The organism is Gluconobacter sp. NFX36, from assembly GCF_049887835.1.
In the GTDB taxonomy this organism is placed as follows: Bacteria; Pseudomonadota; Alphaproteobacteria; order Acetobacterales; family Acetobacteraceae; genus Gluconobacter; species Gluconobacter japonicus_A.
Genome location: NZ_JAGEKJ010000002.1, coordinates 180,667 through 206,935 on the forward strand (window position 1 = coordinate 180,667; position 26,269 = coordinate 206,935).

The 26,269-nt window shown below is 58.4% G+C and carries 27 protein-coding genes and 2 tRNA genes; 19 read left to right on the forward strand and 10 right to left on the reverse strand.

Going from position 1 to position 26,269, the window contains the following annotated elements; translation table 11 throughout:
- Nucleotide 1 precedes the first annotated feature (1 nt).
- Nucleotides 2-2,683 (reverse strand): DUF4175 domain-containing protein, encoded by a 2,682-nt coding sequence (locus tag J4P41_RS02660; RefSeq protein WP_426066018.1) that lies wholly within the window; start codon nt 2,681-2,683, stop codon nt 2-4.
- Nucleotides 2,676-4,007: a diaminopimelate decarboxylase gene (gene lysA, locus J4P41_RS02665; RefSeq protein WP_426066128.1), complete on the reverse strand. Its 1,332-nt coding sequence runs from the start codon at nt 4,005-4,007 to the stop codon at nt 2,676-2,678. Before lysA ends, J4P41_RS02660 begins: the two co-directional genes overlap by 8 nt.
- 68 nt (nt 4,008-4,075) lie before the next feature.
- On the opposite strand from lysA, the gene J4P41_RS02670 reads away from it, so the two are divergent.
- The 3 genes from J4P41_RS02670 to J4P41_RS02680 all read left to right on the forward strand — a co-directional run bounded on the left by J4P41_RS02670 (nt 4,076) and on the right by J4P41_RS02680 (nt 5,730).
- On the forward strand, nt 4,076-4,468 hold the full coding sequence (locus tag J4P41_RS02670; protein ID WP_426066129.1) for a cytidine deaminase: 393 nt from the start codon (nt 4,076-4,078) through the stop codon (nt 4,466-4,468).
- Complete coding sequence (locus J4P41_RS02675) at nt 4,465-5,178, forward strand: trypsin-like serine peptidase (RefSeq protein WP_426066019.1); 714 nt, start codon at nt 4,465-4,467, stop codon at nt 5,176-5,178. The genes J4P41_RS02670 and J4P41_RS02675 overlap by 4 nt, the downstream gene beginning before the upstream one ends.
- A gap of 168 nt (nt 5,179-5,346) precedes the next feature.
- Nucleotides 5,347-5,730 (forward strand): response regulator, encoded by a 384-nt coding sequence (locus J4P41_RS02680; protein ID WP_023945337.1) that lies wholly within the window; start codon nt 5,347-5,349, stop codon nt 5,728-5,730.
- 15 nt (nt 5,731-5,745) lie between these two features.
- Here J4P41_RS02680 and J4P41_RS02685 read toward each other — a convergent pair.
- The 3 genes from J4P41_RS02685 to J4P41_RS02695 all read right to left on the reverse strand — a co-directional run bounded on the left by J4P41_RS02685 (nt 5,746) and on the right by J4P41_RS02695 (nt 6,374).
- Nucleotides 5,746-5,822: transfer RNA gene (locus tag J4P41_RS02685), tRNA-Arg, on the reverse strand.
- A 38-nt stretch (nt 5,823-5,860) separates the two neighbouring features.
- Nucleotides 5,861-5,937, reverse strand: a tRNA-Arg gene (locus J4P41_RS02690).
- Nucleotides 5,938-5,999: 62 nt separating this feature from the next.
- Nucleotides 6,000-6,374, reverse strand: coding sequence for a hypothetical protein (locus J4P41_RS02695; protein ID WP_010502357.1), 375 nt, complete (start codon nt 6,372-6,374; stop codon nt 6,000-6,002).
- Between the two features lie 75 nt (nt 6,375-6,449).
- Here J4P41_RS02695 and guaA point away from each other — a divergent pair, with 75 nt between their 5' ends.
- Entirely contained in the window at nt 6,450-8,072 is a 1,623-nt protein-coding gene (guaA, locus tag J4P41_RS02700) for a glutamine-hydrolyzing GMP synthase (protein ID WP_426066020.1), read from the forward strand.
- A gap of 59 nt (nt 8,073-8,131) precedes the next feature.
- Here guaA and J4P41_RS02705 read toward each other — a convergent pair whose 3' ends face one another.
- Together J4P41_RS02705 and J4P41_RS02710 are read right to left on the reverse strand one after the other, a co-directional pair.
- Nucleotides 8,132-8,581 (reverse strand): CHRD domain-containing protein, encoded by a 450-nt coding sequence (locus J4P41_RS02705; protein ID WP_061931686.1) that lies wholly within the window; start codon nt 8,579-8,581, stop codon nt 8,132-8,134.
- 41 nt (nt 8,582-8,622) lie between these two features.
- Nucleotides 8,623-9,195, reverse strand: coding sequence for an HNH endonuclease (locus tag J4P41_RS02710; protein WP_010502360.1), 573 nt, complete (start codon nt 9,193-9,195; stop codon nt 8,623-8,625).
- A 144-nt stretch (nt 9,196-9,339) separates the two neighbouring features.
- Here J4P41_RS02710 and gluQRS point away from each other — a divergent pair, with 144 nt between their 5' ends.
- The gene (gene gluQRS / locus J4P41_RS02715) at nt 9,340-10,173 is read left to right on the forward strand and encodes a tRNA glutamyl-Q(34) synthetase GluQRS (protein WP_426066021.1); all 834 of its coding nucleotides are present in this window, start codon (nt 9,340-9,342) and stop codon (nt 10,171-10,173) included.
- 330 nt (nt 10,174-10,503) lie between these two features.
- On the opposite strand, the gene J4P41_RS02720 is transcribed toward gluQRS, so the two are convergent.
- Together J4P41_RS02720 and argH are read right to left on the reverse strand one after the other, a co-directional pair.
- On the reverse strand, nt 10,504-10,641 hold the full coding sequence (locus J4P41_RS02720) for a hypothetical protein (RefSeq protein WP_023945348.1): 138 nt from the start codon (nt 10,639-10,641) through the stop codon (nt 10,504-10,506).
- On the reverse strand, nt 10,638-12,083 hold the full coding sequence (gene argH / locus J4P41_RS02725; RefSeq protein ID WP_426066022.1) for an argininosuccinate lyase: 1,446 nt from the start codon (nt 12,081-12,083) through the stop codon (nt 10,638-10,640). Before argH ends, J4P41_RS02720 begins: the two co-directional genes overlap by 4 nt.
- A 425-nt stretch (nt 12,084-12,508) precedes the next feature.
- On the opposite strand from argH, the gene J4P41_RS02730 reads away from it, so the two are divergent.
- The 11 genes from J4P41_RS02730 to J4P41_RS02780 are packed head-to-tail and all read left to right on the forward strand — an operon-like array spanning nt 12,509 to nt 22,212.
- Nucleotides 12,509-13,078 (forward strand): TlpA disulfide reductase family protein, encoded by a 570-nt coding sequence (locus tag J4P41_RS02730; protein WP_426066023.1) that lies wholly within the window; start codon nt 12,509-12,511, stop codon nt 13,076-13,078.
- A gap of 35 nt (nt 13,079-13,113) precedes the next feature.
- Nucleotides 13,114-13,749, forward strand: a complete 636-nt coding sequence (locus tag J4P41_RS02735; RefSeq protein WP_426066024.1) for a TlpA disulfide reductase family protein — start codon at nt 13,114-13,116, stop codon at nt 13,747-13,749.
- Nucleotides 13,750-13,766: 17 nt separating this feature from the next.
- Nucleotides 13,767-14,531, forward strand: a complete 765-nt coding sequence (locus J4P41_RS02740) for an N-formylglutamate amidohydrolase (RefSeq protein WP_426066025.1) — start codon at nt 13,767-13,769, stop codon at nt 14,529-14,531.
- Complete coding sequence (locus J4P41_RS02745) at nt 14,528-15,358, forward strand: shikimate dehydrogenase (protein WP_426066026.1); 831 nt, start codon at nt 14,528-14,530, stop codon at nt 15,356-15,358. The genes J4P41_RS02740 and J4P41_RS02745 overlap by 4 nt, the downstream gene beginning before the upstream one ends.
- Before the next feature lie 3 nt (nt 15,359-15,361).
- Complete coding sequence (gene coaE / locus J4P41_RS02750) at nt 15,362-15,967, forward strand: dephospho-CoA kinase (protein ID WP_426066027.1); 606 nt, start codon at nt 15,362-15,364, stop codon at nt 15,965-15,967.
- On the forward strand, nt 15,964-16,650 hold the full coding sequence (gene dnaQ / locus J4P41_RS02755; RefSeq protein ID WP_023945361.1) for a DNA polymerase III subunit epsilon: 687 nt from the start codon (nt 15,964-15,966) through the stop codon (nt 16,648-16,650). The genes coaE and dnaQ overlap by 4 nt, the downstream gene beginning before the upstream one ends.
- Nucleotides 16,650-17,558 (forward strand): glycosyltransferase family 9 protein, encoded by a 909-nt coding sequence (locus J4P41_RS02760; RefSeq protein ID WP_415564559.1) that lies wholly within the window; start codon nt 16,650-16,652, stop codon nt 17,556-17,558. The genes dnaQ and J4P41_RS02760 overlap by 1 nt, the downstream gene beginning before the upstream one ends.
- A 37-nt stretch (nt 17,559-17,595) precedes the next feature.
- Nucleotides 17,596-18,672, forward strand: coding sequence for a glycosyltransferase (locus tag J4P41_RS02765; RefSeq protein ID WP_415564552.1), 1,077 nt, complete (start codon nt 17,596-17,598; stop codon nt 18,670-18,672).
- On the forward strand, nt 18,672-20,432 hold the full coding sequence (gene asnB, locus J4P41_RS02770) for an asparagine synthase (glutamine-hydrolyzing) (protein WP_426066028.1): 1,761 nt from the start codon (nt 18,672-18,674) through the stop codon (nt 20,430-20,432). The genes J4P41_RS02765 and asnB overlap by 1 nt, the downstream gene beginning before the upstream one ends.
- 34 nt (nt 20,433-20,466) lie before the next feature.
- Nucleotides 20,467-21,786, forward strand: coding sequence for a dihydroorotase (locus J4P41_RS02775; protein WP_426066029.1), 1,320 nt, complete (start codon nt 20,467-20,469; stop codon nt 21,784-21,786).
- Between the two features lie 45 nt (nt 21,787-21,831).
- Nucleotides 21,832-22,212, forward strand: coding sequence for a hypothetical protein (locus J4P41_RS02780; RefSeq protein ID WP_062016490.1), 381 nt, complete (start codon nt 21,832-21,834; stop codon nt 22,210-22,212).
- Nucleotides 22,213-22,218: 6 nt separating this feature from the next.
- Here J4P41_RS02780 and J4P41_RS02785 read toward each other — a convergent pair whose 3' ends face one another.
- Nucleotides 22,219-22,521: a hypothetical protein gene (locus tag J4P41_RS02785; protein ID WP_010502387.1), complete on the reverse strand. Its 303-nt coding sequence runs from the start codon at nt 22,519-22,521 to the stop codon at nt 22,219-22,221.
- A 154-nt stretch (nt 22,522-22,675) separates the two neighbouring features.
- Between J4P41_RS02785 and J4P41_RS02790 the strand changes: the two genes are divergently transcribed.
- Genes J4P41_RS02790 through der form a run of 3 tightly spaced genes read left to right on the forward strand, consistent with a single transcriptional unit; the run spans nt 22,676 to nt 26,146 of the window.
- Nucleotides 22,676-23,356, forward strand: coding sequence for a tetratricopeptide repeat protein (locus tag J4P41_RS02790; protein WP_282857813.1), 681 nt, complete (start codon nt 22,676-22,678; stop codon nt 23,354-23,356).
- Nucleotides 23,356-24,750, forward strand: coding sequence for a PQQ-binding-like beta-propeller repeat protein (locus J4P41_RS02795; protein ID WP_426066030.1), 1,395 nt, complete (start codon nt 23,356-23,358; stop codon nt 24,748-24,750). The genes J4P41_RS02790 and J4P41_RS02795 overlap by 1 nt, the downstream gene beginning before the upstream one ends.
- A 4-nt stretch (nt 24,751-24,754) precedes the next feature.
- Nucleotides 24,755-26,146, forward strand: a complete 1,392-nt coding sequence (der, locus tag J4P41_RS02800) for a ribosome biogenesis GTPase Der (protein WP_034881641.1) — start codon at nt 24,755-24,757, stop codon at nt 26,144-26,146.
- The last annotated feature ends 123 nt before the right edge of the window (nt 26,147-26,269 follow it).

Consider the following 26,269-nt stretch of genomic DNA (forward strand, 5'->3'; position numbering starts at 1 on the left):
CTTAGAAAGACTTCAGCAGCCGTTCCAGATAATCCAGTTCACTTTGAGGCCGGGTACGGTCTGACGCACGGCGGCGAAGTTCGCGCTCAATATCCCGAGCTCGGTCCCGGGCGTTCCGATCAGGGATGTGTGCGTCGGAATCCTTGCCGTTCTGGCCTTCGCCCAGCTTCCGGCCCAACGGATCCTGATCCTTGCGATCTTCATCCCCGTCATCATCGTCGCCTGCGTCGGGCTGGTCTCCGCCATCGCCCTGCTGCCCGGCTGCACCATGCTGCTGCTGGCCGGAACCGCCGCTTCCCATGGACGGAATGAAGCTCAGGCTTCCGCCTTTGCCCTGACCCGATCCACCTGACTTCTGGTTCTGCCGCATCTGTTTTCCGGCTTCGGAGAGATCCGCAAGAACCTTTTGCTCTGCTGTCGCAGCTTCATCATCGTGACGGTCTGCCAGAGCCTTCCGGGCATTCTGCATGTCCGCCTTGGCTTTTTCAAAGGCCGTCGCAGGCTTGCCGGTCAGATCCTTGACGCGACGACCAAGAATATCATCCACACGGGACAATGCACGCTGAAACGCATGGTCGACACGGCGCTCGGGAGACTGGGACGCAACAGTAGCCGGGTCGGTCGGAGCAGCGGGTTTAGCTGGGGTGGCCTGTTCCATATCCGGTGGAGGCTGCATGCCTAACTGACGCATCAGATCAGCCGTGGACATCTGGCTGATATCCTCATGACCGTCCTGCTGATCGGGGGGAAGGGCGGCCTTGCGAGCAGCGGACAGGCGCGCCTGTGCGTGATCCAGAAGCATCGTTTCCCGATGGACCAGATCATGCAGGGCGGCGCGCTGGGCGCGGGCTTCTTCCTGCGCCTTCATCTGGGCGGCAAGGGCTTTCAGATCTTCCGGTGTGGCCTGACGCATATGCTCGGCCATGTCTTCCATCTGCTGGAGCTTGCGGAGGGCTTCGTCACCATGCCCCTGGGAGGCATCGTTCTGAAGGCGCTGCATCTGGTCGGACCATGGATCAGCCGAACTGGTACCGGACTGAGGCATCATGATGCCGCTTTGCGCCGCCTTCTGGAACAGAAGCTGCATGCGTCGGTTCAGCGCACCCTTAAGGTCTTTTGTCCGGCGCTGAAGTTCTTCCTGTTCGGCAAGGGAATGTCCCTTTTCGCCCAGTTCCCGCATGTGATCGAGCTGTTGCTGGACGCTCTGTTGGGCCGCACGTACGGCTGCGGCGGCGTCTGCAATTTCGGGACCATCCCGTCGCAGGTCATCCAGATACAGAGCGAGTGCCCAGAGTTGCCCCGGAACCTGTTCGGCTGAACCTTCCGGTGCATCGTGCTGGAGGGATGCGATATCGAGACCCAGAGGGGCCAGAACCGGATGAACGGTTGTTGTCTGGGTCAGGAGTTTCAGTTCGTCTGCGGCCTGCTGAGGGCGTTCCTGCCCAAGCATCAGGCGACGACGCAGAGACACGATGGCGCGCGCCAGCGGGTCCGTGAACTTGCGTGCGCCAAGATGAAAACGAATGGGATCGCTCAGGCTCTCACGGCCCGAAACGCTCGTGGCATGTAGCCGTCCTTCAACTTCCATTCCTGCAAACGGGTCGGACGACAGGTCTGGTCGTGCCTCACCTTTGGCGTCCTTGGGATGGCCATCCAGAGGAATGGGAACGCGGAGCACACGGCCCTTCGAAATCCCCGGCAGTCTGATTTCAGCGTCCAAAGACGCGACGCCATAAGACTGCTTCACATGCCACGGAAGGCTGGTCCGCCAGTCATCCTTCTGTGGCGCTGGCTTTCCGTCCCATGAAACTACGGGCGGAAGGTCCGGCTCGACAGCGACGCGCCAAGACCCAAGCGTCCGGCCTCGGGAGGAGAGTGTGATGGTGCCTGTCTGCTGAAGCGTTGCCTTCTCGCTCCAGCTTTTCTCATCGAGCCGGTCATGGCTGAGAGATGTGGCTCCACGGAGAACAGGGCGTCCATTGGCACCTGTAATCGTCGCGTTCAGGATGGCGCCTTGCGGGACTGTTACCGGCTTTGCCTGCTGCGTCTGGGAGAGGAAAACGGGTGCGCCGGGTGCGTAGGATGGGCGATCAATCCATGCCTGAACCGATGGCAGGGGAACGCTGTCATCATCCACGCCGGGCACAAAGCCTGAATGCAGGCGGGAAAGGGAGTGAGGCCCGCTCAGCGCCACAGCCGCGGCAAGCGCAACCGTGACAGAGGCAAGACCCAGCTTCTCACCGGTCGTTGTCTCCGGCTTTGGAAATCCGACCTTCAAAGGGCCAAGGGATGCGACAACGCGGTGAACATGCTGCGCCCAAATGGCGGCCTGTTCCCCATTGCCTGCATAGGCCGGACGGTCAGCAAGTGTTAGAAGTGGCTGATACGCCAGATGGGAGTCACGCTCGATCCGGCGATCAACCTGCGCTTCCGTAGGCTGTGGGATGGATCGCAGCCCCTTGAAGCCGAGCCAGAGTGCCGTTCCCAGAACGAGCATTTCAAAGAGGGCATGAAGCCAGTCCGGCAAAGACTGGGGAATACGGGCCAGACTGGCCAGACCGTAGAATGCCGCAAGAAGCAGCGACCAGCGCAAAGCTGGCCAGGCGCGTTCCCACCACAGAACGCGCCTTGCGCGACGGCGAAGGGAAACGAGGCGGGCTGTTGCGGCAATCGGATCAGCCATGGGCGGGCAGGAGCCAGTCCGGAACGGTTTCTGCAGCGATCAGGTCTTCGACGGTCTGGCGCTGGCGGATAATTTCCCAGCGACCATTGTCGACCAGAACCTGAGCGGCAAATGGCCGGGAATTATAGGTCGAACTCATGACGGATCCGTAGGCTCCCGTATCCAGAAGGGCAACGAGATCCCCGCGCTTCAGGGACGCAGGCAGAATGCGATCCTTCGCGAAGATATCACTGCTTTCGCAGACAGGTCCTACCACATCCCACGGCTTAAGCGCGTCACTGAAGGCGGCCGGGGCAACGGGAAGGATACCATGCCAGGAATCATAAAGCGCCGGACGGGCCAGATCGTTCATGGCGGCATCAATCACGACGAAATCCGGATTGCCCGCCTTGGTTTCGATGACGCGGGACAGAAGAACCCCTGTCGGCGCGGAAAGCCAGCGGCCTGGCTCGATGCTGAGAGCAACATCAAGATCACCCAGCGTTTCAGCAATGACGCCAGCCAGCATTTCCGGGGGAGGGGCGACTTCATCCTTGTAGCGGATACCCAAACCACCACCGCAGTCGATGGTTTCGACTGTGTGGCCGGCGGCGCGAATTTCACGAACCATATCTGCAAGGCGGCTATAGCCTTGGCGGAAAGGTTCAGCCGTTAGCATCTGGCTTCCAAGATGCACCGCTAGACCAACAAGCTGCACATGATCGAGCGTAGCGGCTTCGGCATAGAGTTCGACGGCGCGACGATGTTCGATCCCGAACTTGTCGCCAGCGCGGCCGGTGCTGATCTTGTCATGCGTCTGCGCATCGACGTCCGGGTTTACGCGCAGGGCCGCACGGGCAACTTTGCCACAGGCACGGGCGATCTCGTTCAGGCGATGGAGCTCTTCCACGCTCTCCACATTGATCTGGCGGATTTCGCGTTCCACGGCTGCACGAAGTTCCAGATCCGATTTACCAACACCGGAAAAGACGATTTCATCGGGGGTGATGCCAGCGTGTAGTGCACGGGTCATTTCGCCGCCACTGACGATGTCCACGCCGTAGCCGCAGTCCCGCAGAATGGTCAGGGTTGCCTGATGATCCTGGGATTTCATGGCAAAGTGGAAGTGAACCGGCAGGTTGCGGGCTTCGAATGCGGCTTTGAGAGCATTGGCACGACGGCGCAGCGTACCAGCCCCCGTGATCCAGCAGGGCGTACCAGCAACAGCAGCGATGACATGCAGGGGCACGCCTTCAAAAAGAAGACCGTCGCGCGCATTGACCTCCAGAGGAGGGCGGCTTGTCAGAAGGTCATTGAAGGAGGGGGCGGAAGAAGGAGCGTTCATGATGGTTCTACCGTATCGTGGACGCATGGATGTTCCAAGCCGTTCACACAGGCGCTAATGTCGGAATTATGATGGAAGAACTGATCTCCCGGGCCCTTGATGCCCGTTCCCGTGCTTACGCGCCATATTCCCGCTTTCAGGTGGGGGCGGCTCTGCGATGTGATGGTGTCGTCTATTCGGGCTGTAATGTAGAGAATGCAGCCTATCCGTTGGGAACCTGCGCAGAAGGCGGAGCCATTTCTGCAATGGTTCTTGGTGGCGGTACACGTATTGAGGAAATTGTGATTGTTGGCGGCAGCGATCAGCCGTGTACACCGTGTGGAGGATGCCGACAGAAACTTCGTGAGTTCGGTCAGCCAGATCTGAAGGTGCATATGATTTCTACAAAAGGTGAGATTCTCTTGACCCGGACACTTGCCGAGTTGCTGCCTGACGCGTTCGGGCCGGACAATCTGGGATGAAACTCCGCTCCTGCCTGCTGGCCGGTGTTCTGGAACTTTCGGGGCTGTGTTGGGCGGCTGGCGCTTTTGCGCAAGTGTCGCCAACGCTTCCGGGGCTGGGAGACGGCGCGCGGCGGGAGTTGATAGACGTCAATCAGGCACCATGGCGGATTCTGGCGCGTGTGCAGACAGAGTTGGGCGGCCGCTGTACAGGGTTTGCCGTTGCTCCGACTGTTGTGATGACAGCGGCCCACTGCCTCTGGCTACCTGCAACGCATCATTATATTCAGCCCAAGGACATTCATGTTCTCATGGGATACGCTCGTGGTGGGTACCGACAGCATGCACAGGTCAGGCGTTTCGTCATTCCAGAAGGTTATGATCCAGCGAATGAGGCGGCAACAAGCAGCAATGACCGCGCCACGCTGCTTATGGATCATCCGGTCGCTGTTGCCTCCGATCTCCTTCCGGCTGTGGCGGTCAAAGACGGCATGAGTGCCATGCTGGTCGGGTATCCGCAGGACAGAAGTGAAGTACCGTTCGGGGATGTGGAGTGTAATATCAACGGCATCACGGTGAGCGGGCTTGTGCATCACGATTGTGAGGCGACCAAAGGTGTGAGTGGCGCGCCCCTGTTGGTCCGTATATCGGACGGTTCGTGGGGAATAGGCGGTCTGGCCGTGGGGGCGGATGTCGGTCCCGGGGGGCTTGCTGCCCCTCTTGTTCGGTAGAACTGACAGAAGAATTTTCATAATTCTGCAAACATCCTCCAGATCGGACGTTTGAAAGCCTGGGAAACACCTTTTTGGTTTTTCCAACCAATATTTGGTCCGGGAGGGCGCTTCTTTATGTATGTCATGTCAGGGAAAGGAACGACGTCAGTCGGACAGTCTCACGGCATGCATGCTGGAGGCAATTATCTGACTGAGCGGAAAAATGTTCTTGTTGTCGAGGATCAGGCCCTGCTGAGATTTCTCGCCGCGGATATGCTTGAGGATGCAGGCTACAACCCGATTCTTGCTGCCACGGGCGATGAAGCGATGGATATTCTGCTGAAGGGCGAAACCGTCGATCTGGTTTTTTCTGACGTGAATATGCCCGGACGGATCAATGGCCTTGATCTGGCAGAAACTGTCGTGCAGCGCTGGCCAAATATTGGAGTTGTTCTGACATCAGGCGCGTTTCTGAAAGGGCAGAGGATCCTTCCGGAAAAAACAGCATTTCTTCCCAAGCCATACGAATGGGAAGACGTCTATCGCGTTCTGGAAGAATTGACGCACTGATTTTCAGGAAAACTGTGGTGCACCCGAAAGGACTTGAACCTCTAACCCCCAGATTCGTAGTCTGGTGCTCTATCCAGTTGAGCTACGGGTGCTTACACAATGTAGTCTCTCGGTAAAACCGAAAGTAAGATGGTGCACCCGAAAGGACTTGAACCTCTAACCCCCAGATTCGTAGTCTGGTGCTCTATCCAGTTGAGCTACGGGTGCGTCTTGAGGCGGGGTTTTACAGGCGGTTTCTGAACCTGACAACCCCCCTCTGAAAATAATTTCTACTTTCTTGTCATGGTGATGTGAGCACGGCATGCGGCTGAACCGAAAGTGCCGCCAATCGCCTGTCCAACCGGATATCCGTTGAAAACAAGCGGGCTGGGGTGGCCGCTCGTATCTTTGCTGGCGAGTTCTGCATGATAATGATGGGTACCGGGCTGGTACGTTCCGGTCAGAACCTGCGATCCATCACCCGGTGTGAAAACAATCGTCTTACCGCGGATTTCAAACGTGGATGTCCGTTCGGTCGGGCAGGTGCCCTGATCGGTCACAAGAGCACCAACCCAACGTCCTGTGGGGTCTTTTCCCGGATCAGGAGCTGCGCAGGCGGCGAGAAATGCCAGTGTTGAGAAAGAAAAAAGAGCAATCGGGCGCATGTTGTGCCTGTCCTGTGATGCAGAATGGATGACGCAGACGACACAACACCTTATAGGAGAGCATCAAAAGGCACCATGAACACGGAACGCGAGGCCATCACATTGACCCAGCAGGACGCCAGCACCGTCGCGAAACTCGACGAAACGCTCCACGAAGACCGCATCCTCATTCTGGATTTCGGCAGCCAGGTAACGCAGCTTATCGCCCGCCGCGTGCGCGAGAGCGGTGTTTACTGCGAAATCTGGCCTTTCACGGCGACAGATGAAAAAATCCGCGAGTTCAATCCGCGCGGTATCATCCTGTCGGGCAGCCCTGCCAGCGTCCACGATGAGAACGCTCCTGCGATTCCGGAAATCGTGTTCTCCCTGAACCGTCCGGTTCTCGGGATCTGCTACGGTCAGCAGGCCATGTGCCAGAAGCTGGGCGGAAAGGTCGAAACACACGAACATCGTGAATTCGGTCGCGCTTATATCGACATCGCAGAAGACTGCGCCCTGTTCCGGGGCGTGTGGGCACGCGGCAAGCGCGAACAGGTCTGGATGAGCCATGGCGATCGCGTCACGCAGCTTCCGCCGGGCTTCCGTGCTGTAGCCTATTCTGAAGGCGCCCCTTTCGCGATTATCGCTGATGAAGGTCGCCGCCTATATGGCGTGCAGTTCCATCCGGAAGTCGTGCATACGCCGCACGGCGCTGCCCTGATCCGCAACTTCACGCACAATGTTGCGGGTTGCAGTGGAACATGGACGATGGCTGGTTTCCGTGAGTTGGAAATCGCCCGTATCCGCAAGCAGGTCGGGGATGGTCGCGTCATTTGCGGTCTGTCCGGCGGTGTGGACAGCTCCGTTGCTGCAAAGCTGATTCATGATGCCATCGGCGACCAACTGACCTGTATTTTCGTCGATCCGGGCATCCTGCGCGCCGGCGAAGCCGACGAAGTCGTCAAGACGTTCCGTGGTCGCTTTAACATTCGTCTGGTTCATCGCGACGCATCTGACCTGTTCCTTGGTGAACTGGCTGGCGTCAAGGATCCGGAAATCAAGCGTAAGACGATTGGTCGTCTGTTTATCGAAGTCTTCGAAGAAGAAGCTGCAAAGCTTGGTGGCGCGCAGTTCCTTGCACAGGGCACGCTCTATCCGGACGTGATTGAAAGCGTCAGCTTCACGGGTGGGCCGTCCGTCACCATCAAATCCCATCACAACGTCGGTGGTCTTCCCGAGCGCATGAACATGCAGCTTGTCGAGCCGCTGCGGGAACTGTTCAAGGATGAAGTCCGCGAACTGGGCCACGAACTCGGTATTCCTGAAAATATCGTTGGCCGTCATCCGTTCCCGGGACCGGGTCTGGCGATTCGTATTCCGGGAGATATCGACAGGGAAAAGCTAGACCTTCTGCGAAAGGTCGATGCGATCTACCTTGAAGAAATCCGCAATGCCGGCCTGTATGACGCCATTTGGCAGGCCTTTGCGGTCCTGCTTCCGGTGCGTACCGTTGGCGTTATGGGCGATGGCCGGACCTACGATCAGGCCTGTGCCCTGCGCGCCGTGACCAGCACGGACGGCATGACGGCCGAAGTCTATCCGTTCGACTTCGCGTTCCTGAACCGTGTCGCTGGCCGTATCGTCAACGAAGTCCGGGGTATCAACCGCGTGACTTACGACATTACGTCTAAGCCGCCGGGGACGATCGAGTGGGAATAAGGGCCAAGCCCTGACTGGAAAAGGCCTGCCTTGGAAAAGGGCAGGCCTTTTTTTATGGCTTAGTGGTTGCCGTGATGTTTGTGGCCGGTCAGCTCTGTTGTGAGCTGGGCGCGGGCTTCACCATCCGGGAATTTTTCGGTGTGCAGGTTGATGTAGCTCTTGCCTGCCAGAACGTCTTTCACCTGATCGGCCGTCAGGTTCAGCGTGCCAGTCATGCGCGTCTGGTAGGGACCATTGATTGGTGCAATGACGCCTGCATCTTCGCCTTCTGCCGCAGGCCCATGCAGATGGATTGCGGTGACGGGGCCTGTCAGGCCATTGTCTTCAAAGCGATAGGTGAGGGTGTTCTTGGTCGTGTCCAGCATGGCAGATGCTGATCCCTTGATCGGGGACGTTGCACCGTGTTCGCCCTTGAACGGGCCGAAAAGATGGATTGTTTCAGCCGAAGCCGGAAGAGCCGTGACAGACAGGCCAAGGGCGAGAGCAGCAGTCAGAAAACTTTTACGCATGGAACGTGATCCTTGCTGAGTTGGAGACACTGAACGCGGGCTTACGTCTCCAGTTCAGTGTTCCAGTATAGATAATCACGCCAGCTTTCATGGAGATAGTGGGGCGGGAAGGTCCTCCCGTTTTCCTGAAGAAGGCGGCTGCTCGGCTGATCCGGTTTCCGGTGAGGGTACATGCCGATTTCGCTGGGAAGCCGGGAACCTTTGAGGAGATTGCAGGGGCTGCAGGCTGTCACCACGTTCTGCCAGGTTGTCTTGCCACCCTTGGCGCGGGGAATGACGTGATCGAATGTCAGTTCATGTGTTGGCAATCGGTCATGGCAGTACTGACACGAAAAATTGTCCCGCAGGAACACATTAAAGCGCGTGAAAGCAGGTTTGCGGGCTGAGGGAATATAGTCCTTCAAGGCAATGACGCTGGGGAGGCGCATTGTCATGCTTGGGGAATGAACGACGCCGTCTTCATATTCAGACAGAACGGAGACCCGATCAAGAAAGACAGCCTTCACGGCTTCCTGCCATGACCATAGCGAGAGCGGAAAATACGACAGCGGACGGAAATCCGCATTCAGAACAAGAGCCGGAAAATGCTGACTACTGACAGGCACCACGCGCATCCCTTTTTGAGAGGACGGCACATGCGGGAAACTTCGGCGTAGAAAACAGTAAGACAAACGCCGATAAACATGCGTCGTCGGCTTCTTTGCAACGACTATTTCAGTAAACTCCCCAGACTGCAAGAAAACCCTGATGACAGCTTGATGACGCTTCCGCCTGTAACCCGCTTTGCTCCAAGCCCGACCGGATACCTGCATCTCGGGCATGTCGTGTCCGCTCTCCATGCGCGGCAAACGGCCGGGCCGTCGGGACGCTTTCTGGTACGGATTGAGGACATTGATACAACACGCTGCACACCTGATCTGACAGAGGCTCTTCGGCAGGATCTTCAGTGGCTTGGTTTGTGGCCAACTGAACCGGTCCGTCAGCAGTCGCAGCACATCGGTGCCTATAAGGCTGTTCTGGATCATCTCCGGCAGCGCAAGCTACTTTATCCCTGCTTTTGCACCCGATCCGAAATCGCCGCTGCGACCTCCGGTCGGCAGGCTCCCGACGGAAGCACTGTTTATCCGGGAACGTGCAGGACAGGCGCGTCAGAAAATGGACGGAGTCCGGTTTGGCGGCTCGATATGGAACGGGCCCTAAATGAAATCCACGGTGTGCCGTCCTGGTATGAAGTCGGGCAGGGACGGATTGCGGGGCGCGCTGAAGAATTTGGCGATATCGTTCTGGGGCGCAGAGACACGGGTGTGTCTTACCATCTGTGCGTGACCCATGATGACGCCCTACAAGGCGTAACCTGCGTCACAAGAGGACAGGACCTTTACGCTGCCACATCCGTTCATCGTGTGCTTCAGGCTCTGATGAAATGGCCTGAACCTGATTACAGGCACCATGCCCTCATTCTGGATGAGGAAGGAAAAAAGCTCTCCAAACGTGACGGCGCAGAGGGGGTGCGTGTCCTCCGCTCGCTGGGTTGGTCTGCACAAAATGTGCTGCAGCATCCACTGGTGGTCAAAGCGCTGGGGGATAGTTGATCGTAGCCGCTCGCCGGGAGCGGCCATAACCCTGTTATGTCTGAGATTGAAAAAGCGGCGTAGCGTTTCAAGCGGAGAGTATCCCCGCTCATGCAGGGAACACACGCTTCAGGTAGGCAAAACTCCGGCGAATTTCGGTTCATCCCCGCTTACGCGGGGAACACGAGTGGTTGAACTACAACGCCGCAGACGGATACGGTTCATCCCCGCTTACGCGGGGAACACTCTTCCTGACAACATACTGATACAGAAAGAGAATTTCCATTCCTGAAAATCTACCGATTTTTACAGGCTGTTTTTCACGCCTTCACAAATCCCTGCAAACGTCCATTATTCAGGCGGATAGCTGCGCGGATAGGTGATGTCTGAAGCCGGGCCGGGGGCGTGAGGAGCCCCTTTCTTTCCGCACGCGCTCAGGCCGGTGCCAAGTGCTACGAGGGTCAGGCCAACAAGCAGAAAACGTTTCATGCAGCGTCTCCAAGTTTTTCCAGCCAGGCCTGAGCCTGCTGACGCACGTTGGATGGAGCGGTTCCGCCCAGACTGGTGCGGGACGCCAGAGAAGATTCAACCGTTAGAACATCAAAAATGCCGGCGTTGATGCCCGGTTCTACGGCTTGCATATCTTCAAGAGACAGATCCGACAGATCACAGCCACGCTGCTCCGCCAGACCGACGAGGCGCCCAGTGACGTGATGGGCCGTCCGGAATGGAACGCGCAGTTCCCGAACCAGCCAATCCGCCAGATCGGTTGCAGTCGAGAAGCCCATACCGGCAACTTCGCGCATCCGCGTCTCATTCGGCTTCAGGTCACGGATCATACCGTCCATGGCGGCGAGGGATAGCGTCATGGCTTCCGTCGCATCAAAGACAGGTTCCTTGTCTTCCTGCGTGTCCTTGGCATAGGCCAGCGGAAGACCCTTCATGACCGTTAAGAGACCGGTGAAGTTGCCCATGATGCGGCCGATCTTCGCACGGACCAACTCAGCAGCATCCGGGTTGCGCTTCTGTGGCATGATGGATGAGCCGGTTGTGAATGCATCGGATAGCGTGACGAAGCCGAACGGAGCCGACGCCCACATGACGATTTCTTCCGCCAGACGCGAGAGGTGCATGGCCTGCAAGGAGAGCGCGGACAGGAACTCCAGTGCGAAGTCCCGGTCAGACACGGCATCAAGGGAGTTTGCTGTTGGTCGATCAAAATCCAGCGCCGCAGCAGTCATGGCGCGGTCGATCGGGAAGGACGTTCCAGCCAGAGCAGCAGACCCCAGCGGGCACTCATTCAGGCGTGCGCGGGCATGGCGCAGACGACCCCGGTCACGGGACAGCATTTCGACGTAAGCCAGAAGATGATGACCGAACGTCACAGGCTGAGCGACCTGAAGATGCGTGAAGCCAGGCATCGGCGTGGCGTGATATTCAAGTGCGCGTTTTGCAAGTGCCCGCATGAGGGACGCGGTCTGCTCCTGAAGCCCGTCAATCGCATCACGAACCCACAGGCGGAAATCTGTCGCCACCTGATCGTTGCGTGAGCGTGCTGTGTGCAGGCGCTTGCCAGCTTCACCGATCCGTTCGGACAGGCGGGCCTCGATGTTCATGTGAATGTCTTCGAGGGCCGGTGAGAATTCGAAACGTCCTTCGCCGATTTCCTGCGCGATGTCACCCAGACCCTGCCGGATTTCTGCCAGTTCGGTTTCCGTCAGCAGGCCAACCTTCTGGAGCATGGCAGCATGGGCGAGAGAGCCGCGGATATCCTGGCGCCAGAGAATTTTGTCAAAGCCAATGGAGGCGTTGATTTCGCTCATGATGGCGGCCGGTCCGGAGGCAAAACGACCACCCCATTGCGGGTTGGCAGCCGTGCCTTCAAAGCTCGAGGCAGCATCGGTTTCTTTTTCGACAGGAACGTTTTTCATGATGACCGTAACAGGGTGAAACAGAAGCAGGTCGACCGGCGAACCCTTCTTTCAGGAGGCCCAAGCCTACCTGCCGTGGCCAGCCTGCGCAATTCCGCACATGCTGAAGATCGTCCAAAACCGATTGTTCCTGATGACATGTCCCAGCATAGGCGCAGACGCAGTGGCTGTTTTCCCAAAACCCCAATCTGACCCGTATCGATCCATGGACCGTAGATCGACACGATTTCCGGGCGGCGGCTGGGTGTGAGTGAACTCAGTTTCCCCGGCACATTCTGATTGATTCTCAGGGCTGTCTGCGAGCGTTTATTGAAGAGGAAATGGACTGGGGAGCCCCGGACGCGATCACGTAGTTCAGAAAAATGATTGCGGCTCTGAAAGAGTGATGGTGTTGTGGGAATGGGAACAGAAAAGAGAGTGTTTTAATGACAATCCCGATTGGACGGCGTGGATTTATCGCGGGTGTTGGCTGTGTCAGCATTGCTGCGGCCCTGTCAGGGGCAGCGTGGGCGGAACAGCAGGAAAATCTTCGGTCTGTGAAGAGCCTGAAGGCTGGTAAGGCGCAGCTTGATCCAGTCACTCTGCAGTTATCCGGTCCGTCTGGCGCAAATACAAGCCTCGAAGCTCAGCGCGGTAAGCCATTTCTTCTGCATGTGTGGGCAACCTGGTGTGGCCCTTGCAAGCAGGAACTTCCAAAGCTGGACGCTTTCATGGCGTCCCTTGGAACGGACTGTCCGATCATCCCTGTCGCCGTTGCCAGCGCAACACCTGAAAAGGTTGCAGCCTTTCTGGATGCGGCGGGTCTGAAGCATATTCCCGCGTGGACTGTGGACAAAGCAGCCTACAAAGCATGGCTCAAGACATCCGATGTTGCCATTCCTGTGACGTATCTGATCGATGGATCAGGCCGTCTCCGGGCCTCGGCCGAGGGCGGGGTCAACTGGTCTGCCCCGAATGCTGCCCAGCAGCTTCACGATATTTTTTCCGAACTCTGAAATTTTATTCCACTGACGATATCAGGATCTAACGGATGGCTTTTTCATTAACCCGTCGTGCGGTTCTCACCGGGGCTGCAGGGCTTCTTGCGACATCCCGCGCATTCAGTGCGCCTGCCGAAGACAAGGGTATTCCTTTTGTCCCGAACTCTTTTGGTGTTCTCGCCAAACCGCGTGTTCTGCCAGCCCTGTCTGTCAAGAACGAGCAGGATCAGGACGTTCCTCTGTCACACTGGTTCGGCAAACCCTTCGTGCTGCATTTCTGGGCAACATGGTGCCCGCCCTGCATCCGTGAACTGCCGTCCGTGAATGCGACAGCCAAGGCGCTGGGTGCAGACGGGGCGCAAATCGTGACAGTGGCTGTGCGTGGAAGCACCATCCCCAAGGTCCGTGCTTTCTATGACGCCCATCAGATTGATGCGCTGCCTCTGCTTGTGGACCCGATGTCTTCCGTCATGATGGAAACGGCGGATCAGGATGCTCTGGTGGCGTCTGTCAAACAGGTTCGTCCAGGCGATCTCAAGGATCTGACACCAAGCGTCATGTCTCTGCATGGTGTGCCACGCTCCCTGCTGCTGAACGCCAGGGGAGAGGTCGTGGCCGAAGCAATCGGGAATATGGACTGGTCTGCGGAGGCGGTCCGCCATACTCTGTCCGCTCTCGCAGGTTAACAACACTTAAAGAGCCAATGTCCCTTCCTCTGCTGGGTGCCGATGATCCGGCACCATTCCTTTTATTTCCCGAAACACGACCCTCGCCATTCGTTCTGGTCAGTGACCATGCAGGCAAAGCCGTTCCCCGAACGCTTGGATTTCTGGGGGTGCAAGAGGCGGAGTGGCAGAGGCATATCGCCTGGGATATTGGCATTCTCGGGGTCGGACGGGCTTTGCATGAGAGGCTGGGCTCAACTCTGATCGAGCAGGTCTATTCCCGTCTCGTCATTGATTGTAACCGTGCGCCGGGCCATCCGACGTCCATGCCGCATGTCAGTGACGGAACGCCTGTTCCGGGCAACAGTGCCGCTCCGCTTCAGTGTCGTGCCCGACGCGAACGCGAAATCCTGCACCCCTATCATGATGCGATCGCTGAAGCATTGCTGGAGCGGGAAGGACGCCCGACGGCTCTTATTGCCCTGCACAGCTTCACGCCGGAAATGGCAGGTGTAAAGCGGCCATGGCAGATCGGAATCCTGCATCATAAAGATAGTCGTCTGGCGCAGGCGATGATCGAAATGCTTCGTGCGGAGGGAGACCTCTGTGTGGGCGACAATGAACCCTATGTCCTGACGGACAGCAACGAATACACCGTCCCTCGTCACGCAGAAGCGAACGGCCTGCCATATCTGGAAATTGAACTCCGGCAGGATCTTATCGCTGATGAGGCGGGGCAACAGGAATGGGCAGCGCGCCTTGCGCGGCTTCTGCCTCAGGTCTGGGAGAGACTGGCTGCATGATTGACGGACATACCAAACTTGCTGGCGTCATGGGCTGGCCGGTCGAGCATTCACGCTCCCCGCTGCTGCACAATCACTGGTGTCGTGTGCATGGCGTCAATGGCGCATATGTCCCGCTGCCAACGCGTCCCGAGCATTTTAATGTTGCCCTGAAAGGTCTGGCTGTTGCCGGATTCCAGGGCGTTAATGTCACCATTCCGCACAAAGAGGCGGCTATGCGCGCCTGTGACCGCCTGACGGATACGGCCAGGCGGGCGGGTGCGGTGAACACCGTTCGTTTCGAAAATGGTCAGATCATCGGGGATTGCACGGACGGAACGGGTTTCTGCGACAATGTGACGGCTCATGACGTCACATTGTCAGGCCGTGCACTGATCCTTGGTGCAGGAGGAGCGGCCCGAGCAGTTGCTGCGGCGCTGCTGGATCGTGGATGCGAGGTTATCGTGGCAAACCGCACGATGGAACGGGCCGAAGCCATGGTTGCAGCCCTGAAGGGCGGGGAAGCGGTGGAGTGGTATGACTGGCCAAATCTGCTGTCGGGATGTTCCCTGTTGGTCAACGCAACGTCCCTTGGCATGAACGGCAAAGCGGATATCGACTGGAAACCGCTACTGCGTCAGGCTGGGGCCAATCTGTGCGTGACGGATATTGTTTATACCCCACGCGATACCCCACTGTTGATAGCCGCCCAGAAAGAAGGTCTGCGCACGGTTGATGGGTTGGGAATGCTTATCCATCAGGCACGGGCCGGTTTTCGTTCCTGGTTCGGTGTTGACCCGGAAGCGGATGAGGCGACGTTCAATCTTTTGGCTGCCAGCCTGCGCTGACTCATGAAAATCATTGGCCTCACGGGCGGGATGGCAGCGGGGAAGAGTACGGTTGCTGCCCTGTTCCGCCGGGCTGGTGTGCCGGTTTTTGACGCCGATGCGACCGTGCGTGCGCTACAGGCGCCGGGAGGGAAGGCTATCCCCGAAATTGCGCGCCTTTTTCCCGGTACCGTCACGGATGGGCAGCTTGATCGCCATGCCCTGCGTCAGGTGGTTGTTGGCGATAAGCTGGCGCTGAAACGGTTGCAATCCGTTATGCACCCGCTGGTTCGTGCTGAACGGGCGCGGTTCCTGCGGCAATGCCGGGCCCGCAAAGAGCCGTTCTGCGTTCTGGATATTCCGCTTTTGATGGAAATTGGGGAGGACCAAAACTGCGATGTCGTGGTTGTGGTGCAGGCCCCCATGACGACGCGTCTGAGCCGCATCCGACAGCGTGGACGCGGGCAAGCCCGAATGACAGAGGAGCAGGCCCGGTCCCTGCTTGCCCGGCAGATGCCAGACCATGAACGCAGACGCCGGGCGCACATCGTGATACGAACCGGCCTTTCCCGCGGATCTGCTGCCCGGCAGGTTCGCGTTCTTCTGCACCGTCTGCGCGAGGCTCCATGAAACGCTCGATCCTGTTCGATACGGAAACCACAGGCTTTGACCCCGAGCAGGGCGATCGCATCATTGAAATTGCCGCCATCGAACTGATCGATGATCTGCCGACCACCAATCATTACCATGTCATGGTGCATCCGGAGCGCGACATTCCGGCTGAAGCGACAAAGGTGCATGGTTTTCGGATCGAGGATCTGGAGGGCGCGCCGAAATTTGCCGAAATCGCTGATGGATTTCTGGAATTCATCGCGGATTCTCCGATGATTGCCCATAACGCGCGCTTCGACTTCAAATTCGTGAATGCCGAACTTGAGAAGTGTGGCCGCCCCCCGTTGGATTATGCCAGTCGGGCGGTCGATACCGTGGAAATGGCGCGCAAGAAGTATCCGGGTATGCCCGCCAGCCTTGATGCGCTGTGCCGTCGCTTCAATATCGATCTGTCCCAGCGTGGAACCCATAACGCGCTGTTGGACTGTAAACTTCTGGCCGAAGTGTATGTCGAACTGATGGGTGGGCGCCAGCGCGGGCTTGGGCTGGCTGGTCCATCGCGGAACAAGAATCTCGCAGGGGCAGAAGACTTTCTGGCCAATCGTACACCCCGGAAAATGGCACCCCCCACTGCGGAAGAACTGGCCGCTCATGCGGCTTTCGTAGACGGCCTCAAGGAGCCGGTGTGGCGTCGCGACTGATGAAAATCCTGTTCATTACGTCCAACCGGCTGGGCGATGCCGTTATTTCGACAGGGGTTCTGGGAGCATTGCAGGCGCGTTATCCTGCCGCGCTTTTCACAGTTGTCTGCGGCCCGGTCGCGGCGGGGTTGTTCGAGCCTGATCTCCGGTGTGAGCGCGTCATCACACTGGAAAAGCGCCGGCATGATCGCCACTGGCTGGATCTCTGGCAGCAATGTGTGAGAACCCGATGGTTTATGGTGGTTGATCTTCGTGGCTCGCTGCTGAGTCTTACGTTGCGAACGCGCCGTCGATTGATTGTACGGGGTGGGCGTCGGGACGGGCGCAAGGTCGAGCAGCTTGGTCAGGCACTGGGACGCCGGCAGACGCCTATGCCGCGTGTCTGTGTGTCCGACCATCAGGAGGCAATGGCGCGTACGCTTCTCCCGAGCGGACAATGGCTCGCTCTGGGGCCAACTGCAAACTGGGATGGCAAGATCTGGCCGCCGGAACGGTTTGTTGCTCTGGCTGAAGGTCTGCGTGCGCAGGGACTACGGCCAGTAGTTTTTTATGGGCCGGGAGAGGCGGAAAAAGAACGCGCATTGCCAGTTCTGGAGGCTCTGCCGGATGCGCTCGATCTCGGTGGAAATCGGGAACTTGGCGAAGTTGCAGCCCTGCTGCGGCGGTGTGCGCTCTTTATTGGAAATGACTCTGGGCTCATGCATCTCGCAGCGGCAGCGGGAACACCCACGCTTGGCCTGTTCGGGCCGTCCCGCATGTCAGAATATGCGCCATCTGGAAAAAATGCCTTTGCTCTTGCGGCTCCGGGACCAGAGGGAGAGGCGCCTCTGACGGGACTTCCCGCTTCGAAGGTCCTTGAGATTGCGCGAGCGATTCTGGACGGAAAAGCTGAAGCCTTCCAAACCTGACCTTGAAGCGCCGCGCTGCATGGCCGATAGAGAGGTCATGAGCGTTCCTTCCCAGCCGTCGCCTGTGGCACCGTCTTCTTCTTCGGGGCGAAAAGCCAGAGTGGCGCATGTTATGGCCGGGTCTGCGCGAGGGGGCGCGGAACTGTTCTTCGAGCGCCTCTCCATAGCCCAGACGGCGGATCAGCGCCCCGTTCGAGCGTTGATCCGGCAGGATGCCGGGCGTGAAGCACGCCTGCAGGCCGCGAATGTGGAGACGCAGACGTTCCGTTTTGGCGGCATGCTGGATGTGGGCACAAAGCCGCGTCTTCAGAAAAGTTTACGCGAGTTCCAGCCGGATGTGGTCGTCGCCTGGATGAGCCGTGCGGCCCGGAAACTGCCGTCTGGCCCATGGCGGACGGCGGGGCGTCTTGGCGGATATTATGATCTGTCTAACTACCGGCGTTGCGAGCATCTGATCGGCAATACGCGCGGTCTGGCAGACTGGATGAAAATGCAGGGCTGGCCCGCAGACCGTGTGCATTACGTCCCGAATTTTGCGACGGATTTTTCGACTGTTCCTGCGGTCCGCCCGGAATTTTTGCCACCAGAAGCGCCTTTTGTACTGGCTCTTGGGCGGCTGCATGAAAACAAAGCTTTTGACGTTCTGATCCGGGCCATGACGCGTCTTCCGGGCGTGCATCTTGTGATTGGGGGGGAGGGGCCGGAACGCTCCGCACTTGAAGGTCTTATTCGCAAAGAGGGGCTTTCGGACCGTGTTCATCTGCCGGGATGGGTGGCGGAAAGTGGCCCATGGCTGAGAGCCTGTGACGTCATGGTTTGTCCCTCCCGAATCGAGCCGCTTGGAAATGTGGTGATCGAGGGGCTGTCTGCCGGTGTTCCGGTCGTCGGAAGTGCCATTCAGGGGCCGCAGGAAATTCTTGCGGGAACAGAAGATGGTCTTCTTACTCCTGTTGAAGACGCCGAAGCTTTTGCCAGTCAGATTGGAGCCATTCTGGAGGATGCAGCGCTGGCAGGACGTTTGCGACAGAACGGGCGTGCCCGGTTCGAGCGCGAGTTTGCCGAGAGCGTTGTCATGGCCAAGTGGTCCGAGTTTCTGGACGGAGGATTGTCCTGATGTGCGGGATTGCTGGACTGTCCTGCCTTCCGGGCCATACGCCGGATCAAGCGGCGCTGGAGCGTATGTCTGCGGCTATTTTCCATCGCGGGCCAGACGGTGAGGGACGTCTCGATTTCGCAGGAGCAGCACTCAGGCACCGGCGACTGTCTATCGTCGATATTGCAGGGGGGACGCAGCCTTTTCGCGTAGGGCATGCAGCTCTGATCGCTAATGGCGAGATCTATAATGATCCCGATATTCGTGCGGGCTTTCCAGCCAATTATTTCAAGACTGGTAGTGATTGCGAGCCACCGCTCTCTCTCTGGCTGAGGGACGGCACCGGCTATACGCATGATCTTCGCGGCATGTACGCGATTGCAGCGGTGGAAAATGAGCAGGGCCAGCATGAAATGGTGCTGTCCCGCGATCCATTCGGGATCAAGCCGCTCTACATCGCGGAATATGAAGGTGGCATAGCGTTTGCCTCTGAGGCACAGGCGCTTCTGGCCGGAGGTTTCGGTATTCGTCGCGCACGCGGGAAAGCACGGGATGAACTGCTGCAACTCCAGTTTACGACGGGTCAGAAAACGATCTTTCCGGGTATTCGACGGCTGCTTCCGGGCGAGACCCTGCGCATTGTGGACGGTCGTATCGTGGAGTCCCGCCGCAGGCATGTTCTCAAGGAAACCACGACGTCAGTTCCGGCCGATCTGACGGACGATCAGGCTCTCCGTCGATTGGATGCTGCACTACTGGATAGCGTTCACGCCCATCTGCGTGCTGATGTACCCCTCGGGTTGTTCCTGTCAGGCGGAATAGACAGTTCCACGATTCTTGCGGCTGCCCATAAGCTGGGCCTGCCGCACCCCAAAACCTGGACTGCCCGTTTTGATAGTGGAAAGGCGGATGAAGCCAGTGATGCAGCGGCTCTGGCAGCCTCGGTCGGGGCCGATCATCATGTCTTGACCGTGACGGAAGCCATGGTCTGGCAGCACCTTCCTGCCATCGTGGCGTGCATGGACGACCCGGCTGCGGATTACGCCATCATTCCAACGTGGTTCCTCGCGCAGGAGGCTCGTAAAGAGGTTACAGTGATCTTGAGCGGAGAAGGCGGGGATGAGCTGTTCGCCGGATATGGCCGTTATCGCCGTGCACTGAAACCCTGGTGGCGGGGCGGAAGAGCTCCCTGGCGTTCAGGGACGTTCGGCCGTTGCTTTCCGGGGCGTGGACGGCAATGGCGGTCAGGACTGGCAGCTATGGAATTTTCGCAGAGCCTGACGGGACTTCCTGCTGTGCAGGCCCTCGATATTGCCGAATGGTTGCCGAACGATCTTCTGCTCAAGCTGGATCGTTGCCTGATGGCGCATTCTGCTGAAGGCCGCACACCTTTGCTGGATCCCGTCGTTGCTGAGGCTGTCTGGTCCTTGCCTGATCGGTTCAAGGTCCGTGATGGGTATGGCAAGTGGCTTCTGCGGCGCTGGCTTCAGGAGGCTTTGCCCCAGGCTCGCCCGTTTGCACCCAAACAGGGCTTCACCGTTCCTGTCGGTCCCTGGATTGAGGGGCAGTCAAAACGACTGGCTCCGCTCGTGGCGCAGCAGGCCTGCATTCAGGCCATTATGCCCGCCCATCGGGTCGAGCGCCTTTTCTCCACAGCAACGCAGCGCGGACATGCCCGACAAGCCTGGACGCTGCTGTTCTATGCGCTGTGGCACCGTCATCATATCGAAAACGTCCCGGTGGATGGGGATGTTTTCGAAACGCTCTCCCGCGTCAACTGAACGCGGCTTTCACCAGACTCAATGAGGACAGACCATGCATTACGATCTGATTATCCGGAATGGCCGCTGTGTATTTCCATGGGGTGAGGCCGAGGCTGATCTGGGTGTTCGGGATGGTCGCATTGCTTCCCTGTCCGTTTCAAAAGACGATGATGCCGACCGTGTGATTGATGCGACCGGGCTGCATGTTCTGCCCGGTCTGATCGACAGCCATGTCCATCTGCGCGATCCGGGAAATGCAGCTGTCGAAACACTGGAAACCGGAACACGCGCGGCGGCTCTTGGTGGTGTGACGACTGTGTTCGACATGCCCAATACGTCCCCCAGCGTCACGGATAAGGCGATGCTGGACTGGAAGCGCGAGCACATCAGCAAGGTCGCCCATGTGGACGTCGGTATGTATATCGGTGCGACCCGTGAGAACACGCCGGACCTTGCGATGCTGGAGCAGCAGCCGGGTGTCTGTGCAATCAAGGTCTTTGCGGGATCTTCAACCGGCAATCTGATGATTGAAGACGATGCCGGTATCGAAGCTGTCATGCGCTCTGGTCATCGTCGCGTTTGCTTCCATTCTGAAGATGAATACCGTCTTCAGGAGCGCAAGCCCATGTTTCATGAAGGGCAGCCCTACGCCACACATAGCATCTGGCGGGATGTGGAATGCGCATTCCTCGGTACCCGCCGGATTATGGCGATCGCCCGCAAGACAGGTCGCCCGGCCCATATTCTCCATACCTCCACGGCCGAAGAGCTGGAGTATCTGGCTGGTTTCCGGGATGTTTCAACCGTTGAAGTTCTGGTTAACCACCTCACGCAGGTCGGCCCGGACTGCTACGAAAAGCTGGGCGGTCTCGCCGTCATGAATCCGCCTCTGCGCGATCAGTATCATTACGAAGCAAGCTGGAAAGCCATTCAGGATGGTCGTGTGGATGTCGTCTCGTCCGATCATGCGCCGCATCCGCTTGAGGCCAAGAAGCGTCCGTGGCCGAATTGCCCCGCCGGTCTGACGGGGGTTCAGACGATCGTGCCGGTTATGCTCGATCATGTGAATGCTGGCCGTCTGAGCTTGTCTCGCCTTGTCGATCTGATGGCTGCTGGTCCGGCGCGCGTTTACGGACTTCAGACAAAGGGTCGGATGGCTGTTGGTTTCGACGCGGATTTCACGCTGGTGGACATGAAGGCGCAGCGCGAAATCACAAATGACTGGATCGCGTCTCCGGCCGGCTGGACGCCTTTCGACGGCACGCAGGTGACGGGTTGGCCAATGGCAACCATCGTACGCGGAACAGTCGTCATGCAGGACGATGAAGTGATTGGAAACGCAACGGGACGTTTTGCCAAATTTGCGCCTTGATCGAGGCGTAGGGCGCGCGACGCTTCGACCAAGAAAGGGAGCTTTATGATTCGTCCCGTTGCTGCGCTGTGCGGCCTGTCTCTTCTGTCCGTGCTTGCTGCTGGAACAGCCACGGCTGCCGACTCCGGTTGGAGTGCACCAAAATGTGGTGCCGAGCCGACGGCACCCACGGTCAAGGCCGGGACGGTCGCCCAGTACAACGAGAGCGTGGACCGCGTGACCGCTTACGAAAAAGACGCTCGGGCCTATAACGCCTGCGTGTCAGGGCAGGCCAATCGCGAAGAGACCGCTATCAGTCAGGAAGCCAGCGCCAGGATTTCGCATATCCATACGGCGAGTGCGGCTGTGCAGTCCCGCATTGCAGGGTCATTCCAGAAGCTGTCCACGGAACTGACGGCTGCTGGCCGTAAGCTCGGGCACCACTAAAAAACGTTACTGCCCCATACGTGTCTGATTTTGCAGAGGGGTAAGGCTCGTCGGGCCTTCATAGGTCTGGCGGGCCACATTGGGCATCAGGTCCGGCCTGGCCCAGCAATCCGTCCCTTCAAAGCTGGTCGTGCAGTAAGGCTGGGGCGGGGGCGGCCCAACCGGACGGGAGCAGAAACTCTCGTCGTCATAGAGATAGGCTGTGTTGCAGTCCTTGCCGGTGAGGGCAGAGGCAATGCGGTCCGGGGCACATCCGCCGAGAGCGCAAAGCATCAGGGCCGAGGGCAGCAGCAGGGCTGGTTTCTTCATGCCGGAGAGGATCATCTGGCAGGGGTTAAAGAAGCCCTAAAACGGCGATGAGTTTCTTTCGGTAACAGCTTCTCAAGCGAAGCGTTTGCCGCAAACGTGCGGCACCTGTATGGTTCCGCCAGAACTTTACAAAACCGATCCAACAGGGGACCAGGTGGCGGACGATTTCATCACAGAGGTGAACGAGGAAATTCGGCTTCAGCGCTTACGGGCAGCTGCACGTCGATGGGGTGCTGTCGTGGCAGGTGTCGTCGTCGTAGGCGCGATCGGCGGTGGCGTCTGGGAATGGCAGACTCATGCCCGCAAAGCGGCGCAGGGTGCGGCTTCCGCCCGATATTTCACGGCACTCGAAACGCTGGCTGATCCCAAGCATGACAAGTCTGTCACGCAGCAGGCTGAAGCAACTTTTCAGGATCTGGCCGATCATGGTCCGGCGGGAGTTCGCTCCTATGCCGCACTGCGTCTGGCTGATCTGAAGATGCAGGATCACGATACGGCCTCTGCGCTGAAAGCCTGGAACAGCGTTGCGTCCGATTCTGCTGCCGAACCTGCACTGAAGGATCTGGCGCGGTACATGGTCCTGAATGCCCAGACCAACACGGCAGATCCGAAGACGCTGCGTCCCGGCTATGAAGGTCTTGCCCAGAATGGTGGGGCCTGGGGGGCGTTGGCGCAGGAAGGTCTTGTTGGGTTGGATCTGCGTTCTGGCGCAACTGCCGAACAGCAGAAAGAAGCCCAGCGTTTGCTGACGCAGATCAGCGGGAATGCTGATGCGCCTGAAGGGGTTCGTGCCCGTGCACAGGCTCTTCTTGAAACCTTTGGAGACGCTGGTTGATGCGCCGCCCTGACCGATCTTCCCCGACCGTGAACCGTCGTTTCCTGTTACAGGTCGCCTGTTCCGGTGCTGCCCTGACCGCACTGGGCGGATGCAGTCTGTTCAATGATGATGAAAAGCCAATGCTGGCTGGCCATCGTGTTGACGTTCTGTCCACCGGGGCTGGCCTGACCGTTGATCCCGAAGATCATACACCGATCAGCCTCTCAGCCCCGCAGGCTGTAACGGAATGGCTCCAGCCGGATCGCACGCCGGATCATGTTTCGGTTAATGCGATTGGTAGTGGCCTTGATCTCAAATGGAGCCGTTCGATCGGCGCCGAGGTTAATCCGACGAGCTTCCTGTCTATGGTTGCCATCATGCCCAACAGTCGTGGTGCGATTCAGTCGCCGCCAGTGATTGGCAATGGTCGTATCTTCACGACGGACGCACAGGGTGTCGTGAAGGCATGGACCTGGCCGGGTATGAAGCAACTCTGGTCACACCAGCCAGCACCAGTAAAGTCCCGCTCCACCAATATTGGTGGTGGCGTCGCACTGGAAGGCGACACGCTTTACATCGTTGACGGTGTGGCGCAGGCGCTGGCAGTCGATGCTGCAACCGGCAAGGTAAAATGGACTGTCGATCTCGGAACGCCGGGCCGCTCTGCGCCAACCATCGCGGACGGTCTGGTCGTTTTCGGGACGATTGACGAGCGTCTGTTTGCGCTGGAAGCTACGACAGGTCGTCAGGTCTGGACGTATCAGGCCACTGGTGCGGATACGGTTGTCTTTGGTCAGGCCGCTCCCGCCATCGTAGATGGTGTGGTGCTTGCAGGCTTTGGCAGCGGTGATCTCGTTGCCCTGCGTGCGACATCCGGCGAAATGGTCTGGAGTGACAGTCTTGGCGGTGCCAATGGTATGGGCGCCATGCTGGATTTCTCCTGTATCCGTGGTGCACCAGTCATCGTTAAGGGAACGGCCTACGCCATCTCCATGTCCCGCGTTCTCGTGGCTGTCGACATGCGGTCTGGTCGCCGTCTCTGGGAGCGTGAAGTCAGTGGCCAGACACCCCTGACAATCTGTGGCGACTGGATGTTTGTCCTGTCCACGGATCAGCAGCTTGCCTGTCTGGACCGCTTGTCTGGTCATGTGCGCTGGATTACACAGCTTCGTCGCTTCCGCCGTCAGGAAGTCCAGAAGGATGCCGTCCAGTGGGTCGGTCCTCTTCTGGTAAACGGCAAGCTGATCTGTTTCTCCACCCTGCCACAGGAAGGCATGGTGGTTGTTGATGCCGTAACTGGCAAAATTGAATCGACCCGTAAAACCACGGCGCCATGCCAGGTTCAGCCAATCGTCTGTGACGGTCTGGTGCTGACACTGTCCCAGGATGCTGTTCTGCGGGCCTATGGCTGAACGAATGACCTCTGAGAACCTGCCCATCGTTGTTATCGCTGGGCGCCCGAATGTCGGGAAATCCACTCTTTTCAACCGGCTCGTCGGGCGCCGTCAGGCGCTCGTCTCGGATGAGCCTGGTGTAACGCGCGACCGCAAGGAGGGCGAGGCCCTCATGCGCGGTCGCCGTATCCGCATCATCGATACGGCCGGTCTTGAAGAAGCGGCGCCGGATACGCTGTTCGGGCGTATGCGGGCCTCTTCCGAATCCGCTGTTTCCATGGCGGATCTGGTTCTGTTCTGCATTGATGCCCGTGCAGGCATCACGCCCACGGATGCCCATTTCGCCAACTGGCTGCGTCGTCAGAACCGCCCGGTCATGCTGATTGCCAACAAGGCAGAAGGCAAAGCCGGAACTGATGCAGCTTTGGAAGCCTATTCGCTGGGTCTGGGTACGCCACTGGCTCTTTCGGCCGAGCATGGCGAAGGCATCAGCGATCTCATGGGTGAGATCGTGGACCGCCTGCCACACGCGCCGCGCCAGGTTCGCCATCGTCGTCGTGACGAAGAGCCTGAAGAGGGCGAAGAGCAGGAAGAACGTCCGGCTGGACCGCTGCATCTTGCGATTGTCGGCCGCCCAAATGCAGGTAAATCAACGCTTCTGAATTGCCTTCTGGGCGAAGAGCGCATGATTACTGGCCCAGAGGCTGGCCTGACCCGTGACTCCATTTCGGTCGAACTGTTCGATGAGGTTGGACCGATCCGCCTTGTTGATACGGCCGGAATGCGGAAACGCGCACGCGTCGAGCAGCCTCTGGAGCGCATGTCTGTCTCTGCGTCCATTGAGGCGCTGAAAATGGCGGAAGTGGTTGTCCTGACCCTTGATGCCACACTCGGCGTTCATGAGCAGGATCTTCAGATTGCCCGTCTGATCGAAAAAGAAGGGCGTGCCTGTGTTCTCGCTTTGAACAAATGGGACGCTGTTGAAGATCGCGTTGCGACCCGGAAGGCTATTTCTGACCGGATCGAGACATCCCTGGCGCAGGTTCGTGGTATCCCTGTGGTGACGTTCTCTGCACTGACAGGGGCAGGGGTTCATCGTCTGCTTCCCGCGGTGCGTAAGGCTTACGAAGTCTGGAACTCGCGTGTCACGACGGGCGAACTCAATCGCTGGTTCGAGGAAATGTTGGACCGGCATCAGCCGCCACTGGTGGATGGTCGTCGTCTCAAGCTGCGCTACATGACGCAGGTCAAGGCACGTCCGCCAACCTTCCTGCTGTTTGGGACCCGCGCTGAAATGCTGCCGGATGCTTACAAGCGCTATCTGGTCAATGGCCTTCGCGAGACGTTCCATATGCCGGGTGTGCCAATCCGTATCCAGTTGCGTGGCACGAAAAACCCTTACGCAGATAAGTGATGCTCTTTTCTGTTCCGGTATGCATCGTACGCATACCGGAACAGAAAATCTAAAGTGGACTATAAAACTCCCTCTTTTCGTATATCTATCCCTCTCCAAACGTTGGTGTTGGTTTGTGTTCGG

What these genes read in the sequence shown, in the direction of transcription:
- asnB (WP_426066028.1), top strand. Translation starts at nt 18,672, where the DNA reads ATGTGCGGGATTGCTGGACTGTCCTGCCTTCCGGGCCATACGCCGGAT.
- gluQRS (WP_426066021.1), top strand. Translation starts at nt 9,340, where the DNA reads ATGACGCTTCCGCCTGTAACCCGCTTTGCTCCAAGCCCGACCGGATAC.
- J4P41_RS02730 (WP_426066023.1), top strand. Translation starts at nt 12,509, where the DNA reads ATGACAATCCCGATTGGACGGCGTGGATTTATCGCGGGTGTTGGCTGT.
- J4P41_RS02705 (WP_061931686.1), bottom strand. Translation starts at nt 8,581, where the DNA reads ATGCGTAAAAGTTTTCTGACTGCTGCTCTCGCCCTTGGCCTGTCTGTC.
- J4P41_RS02710 (WP_010502360.1), bottom strand. Translation starts at nt 9,195, where the DNA reads ATGCGCGTGGTGCCTGTCAGTAGTCAGCATTTTCCGGCTCTTGTTCTG.
- der (WP_034881641.1), top strand. Translation starts at nt 24,755, where the DNA reads ATGACCTCTGAGAACCTGCCCATCGTTGTTATCGCTGGGCGCCCGAAT.
- J4P41_RS02775 (WP_426066029.1), top strand. Translation starts at nt 20,467, where the DNA reads ATGCATTACGATCTGATTATCCGGAATGGCCGCTGTGTATTTCCATGG.
- lysA (WP_426066128.1), bottom strand. Translation starts at nt 4,007, where the DNA reads ATGAACGCTCCTTCTTCCGCCCCCTCCTTCAATGACCTTCTGACAAGC.
- J4P41_RS02680 (WP_023945337.1), top strand. Translation starts at nt 5,347, where the DNA reads ATGCATGCTGGAGGCAATTATCTGACTGAGCGGAAAAATGTTCTTGTT.
- J4P41_RS02765 (WP_415564552.1), top strand. Translation starts at nt 17,596, where the DNA reads ATGAGCGTTCCTTCCCAGCCGTCGCCTGTGGCACCGTCTTCTTCTTCG.
- J4P41_RS02735 (WP_426066024.1), top strand. Translation starts at nt 13,114, where the DNA reads ATGGCTTTTTCATTAACCCGTCGTGCGGTTCTCACCGGGGCTGCAGGG.
- argH (WP_426066022.1), bottom strand. Translation starts at nt 12,083, where the DNA reads ATGAAAAACGTTCCTGTCGAAAAAGAAACCGATGCTGCCTCGAGCTTT.
- J4P41_RS02740 (WP_426066025.1), top strand. Translation starts at nt 13,767, where the DNA reads ATGTCCCTTCCTCTGCTGGGTGCCGATGATCCGGCACCATTCCTTTTA.
- J4P41_RS02695 (WP_010502357.1), bottom strand. Translation starts at nt 6,374, where the DNA reads ATGCGCCCGATTGCTCTTTTTTCTTTCTCAACACTGGCATTTCTCGCC.
- J4P41_RS02670 (WP_426066129.1), top strand. Translation starts at nt 4,076, where the DNA reads ATGATGGAAGAACTGATCTCCCGGGCCCTTGATGCCCGTTCCCGTGCT.
- guaA (WP_426066020.1), top strand. Translation starts at nt 6,450, where the DNA reads ATGAACACGGAACGCGAGGCCATCACATTGACCCAGCAGGACGCCAGC.
- J4P41_RS02760 (WP_415564559.1), top strand. Translation starts at nt 16,650, where the DNA reads ATGAAAATCCTGTTCATTACGTCCAACCGGCTGGGCGATGCCGTTATT.
- J4P41_RS02675 (WP_426066019.1), top strand. Translation starts at nt 4,465, where the DNA reads ATGAAACTCCGCTCCTGCCTGCTGGCCGGTGTTCTGGAACTTTCGGGG.
- J4P41_RS02660 (WP_426066018.1), bottom strand. Translation starts at nt 2,683, where the DNA reads ATGGCTGATCCGATTGCCGCAACAGCCCGCCTCGTTTCCCTTCGCCGT.
- J4P41_RS02780 (WP_062016490.1), top strand. Translation starts at nt 21,832, where the DNA reads ATGATTCGTCCCGTTGCTGCGCTGTGCGGCCTGTCTCTTCTGTCCGTG.
- J4P41_RS02720 (WP_023945348.1), bottom strand. Translation starts at nt 10,641, where the DNA reads ATGAAACGTTTTCTGCTTGTTGGCCTGACCCTCGTAGCACTTGGCACC.
- coaE (WP_426066027.1), top strand. Translation starts at nt 15,362, where the DNA reads ATGAAAATCATTGGCCTCACGGGCGGGATGGCAGCGGGGAAGAGTACG.
- dnaQ (WP_023945361.1), top strand. Translation starts at nt 15,964, where the DNA reads ATGAAACGCTCGATCCTGTTCGATACGGAAACCACAGGCTTTGACCCC.
- J4P41_RS02785 (WP_010502387.1), bottom strand. Translation starts at nt 22,521, where the DNA reads ATGAAGAAACCAGCCCTGCTGCTGCCCTCGGCCCTGATGCTTTGCGCT.
- J4P41_RS02745 (WP_426066026.1), top strand. Translation starts at nt 14,528, where the DNA reads ATGATTGACGGACATACCAAACTTGCTGGCGTCATGGGCTGGCCGGTC.
- J4P41_RS02795 (WP_426066030.1), top strand. Translation starts at nt 23,356, where the DNA reads ATGCGCCGCCCTGACCGATCTTCCCCGACCGTGAACCGTCGTTTCCTG.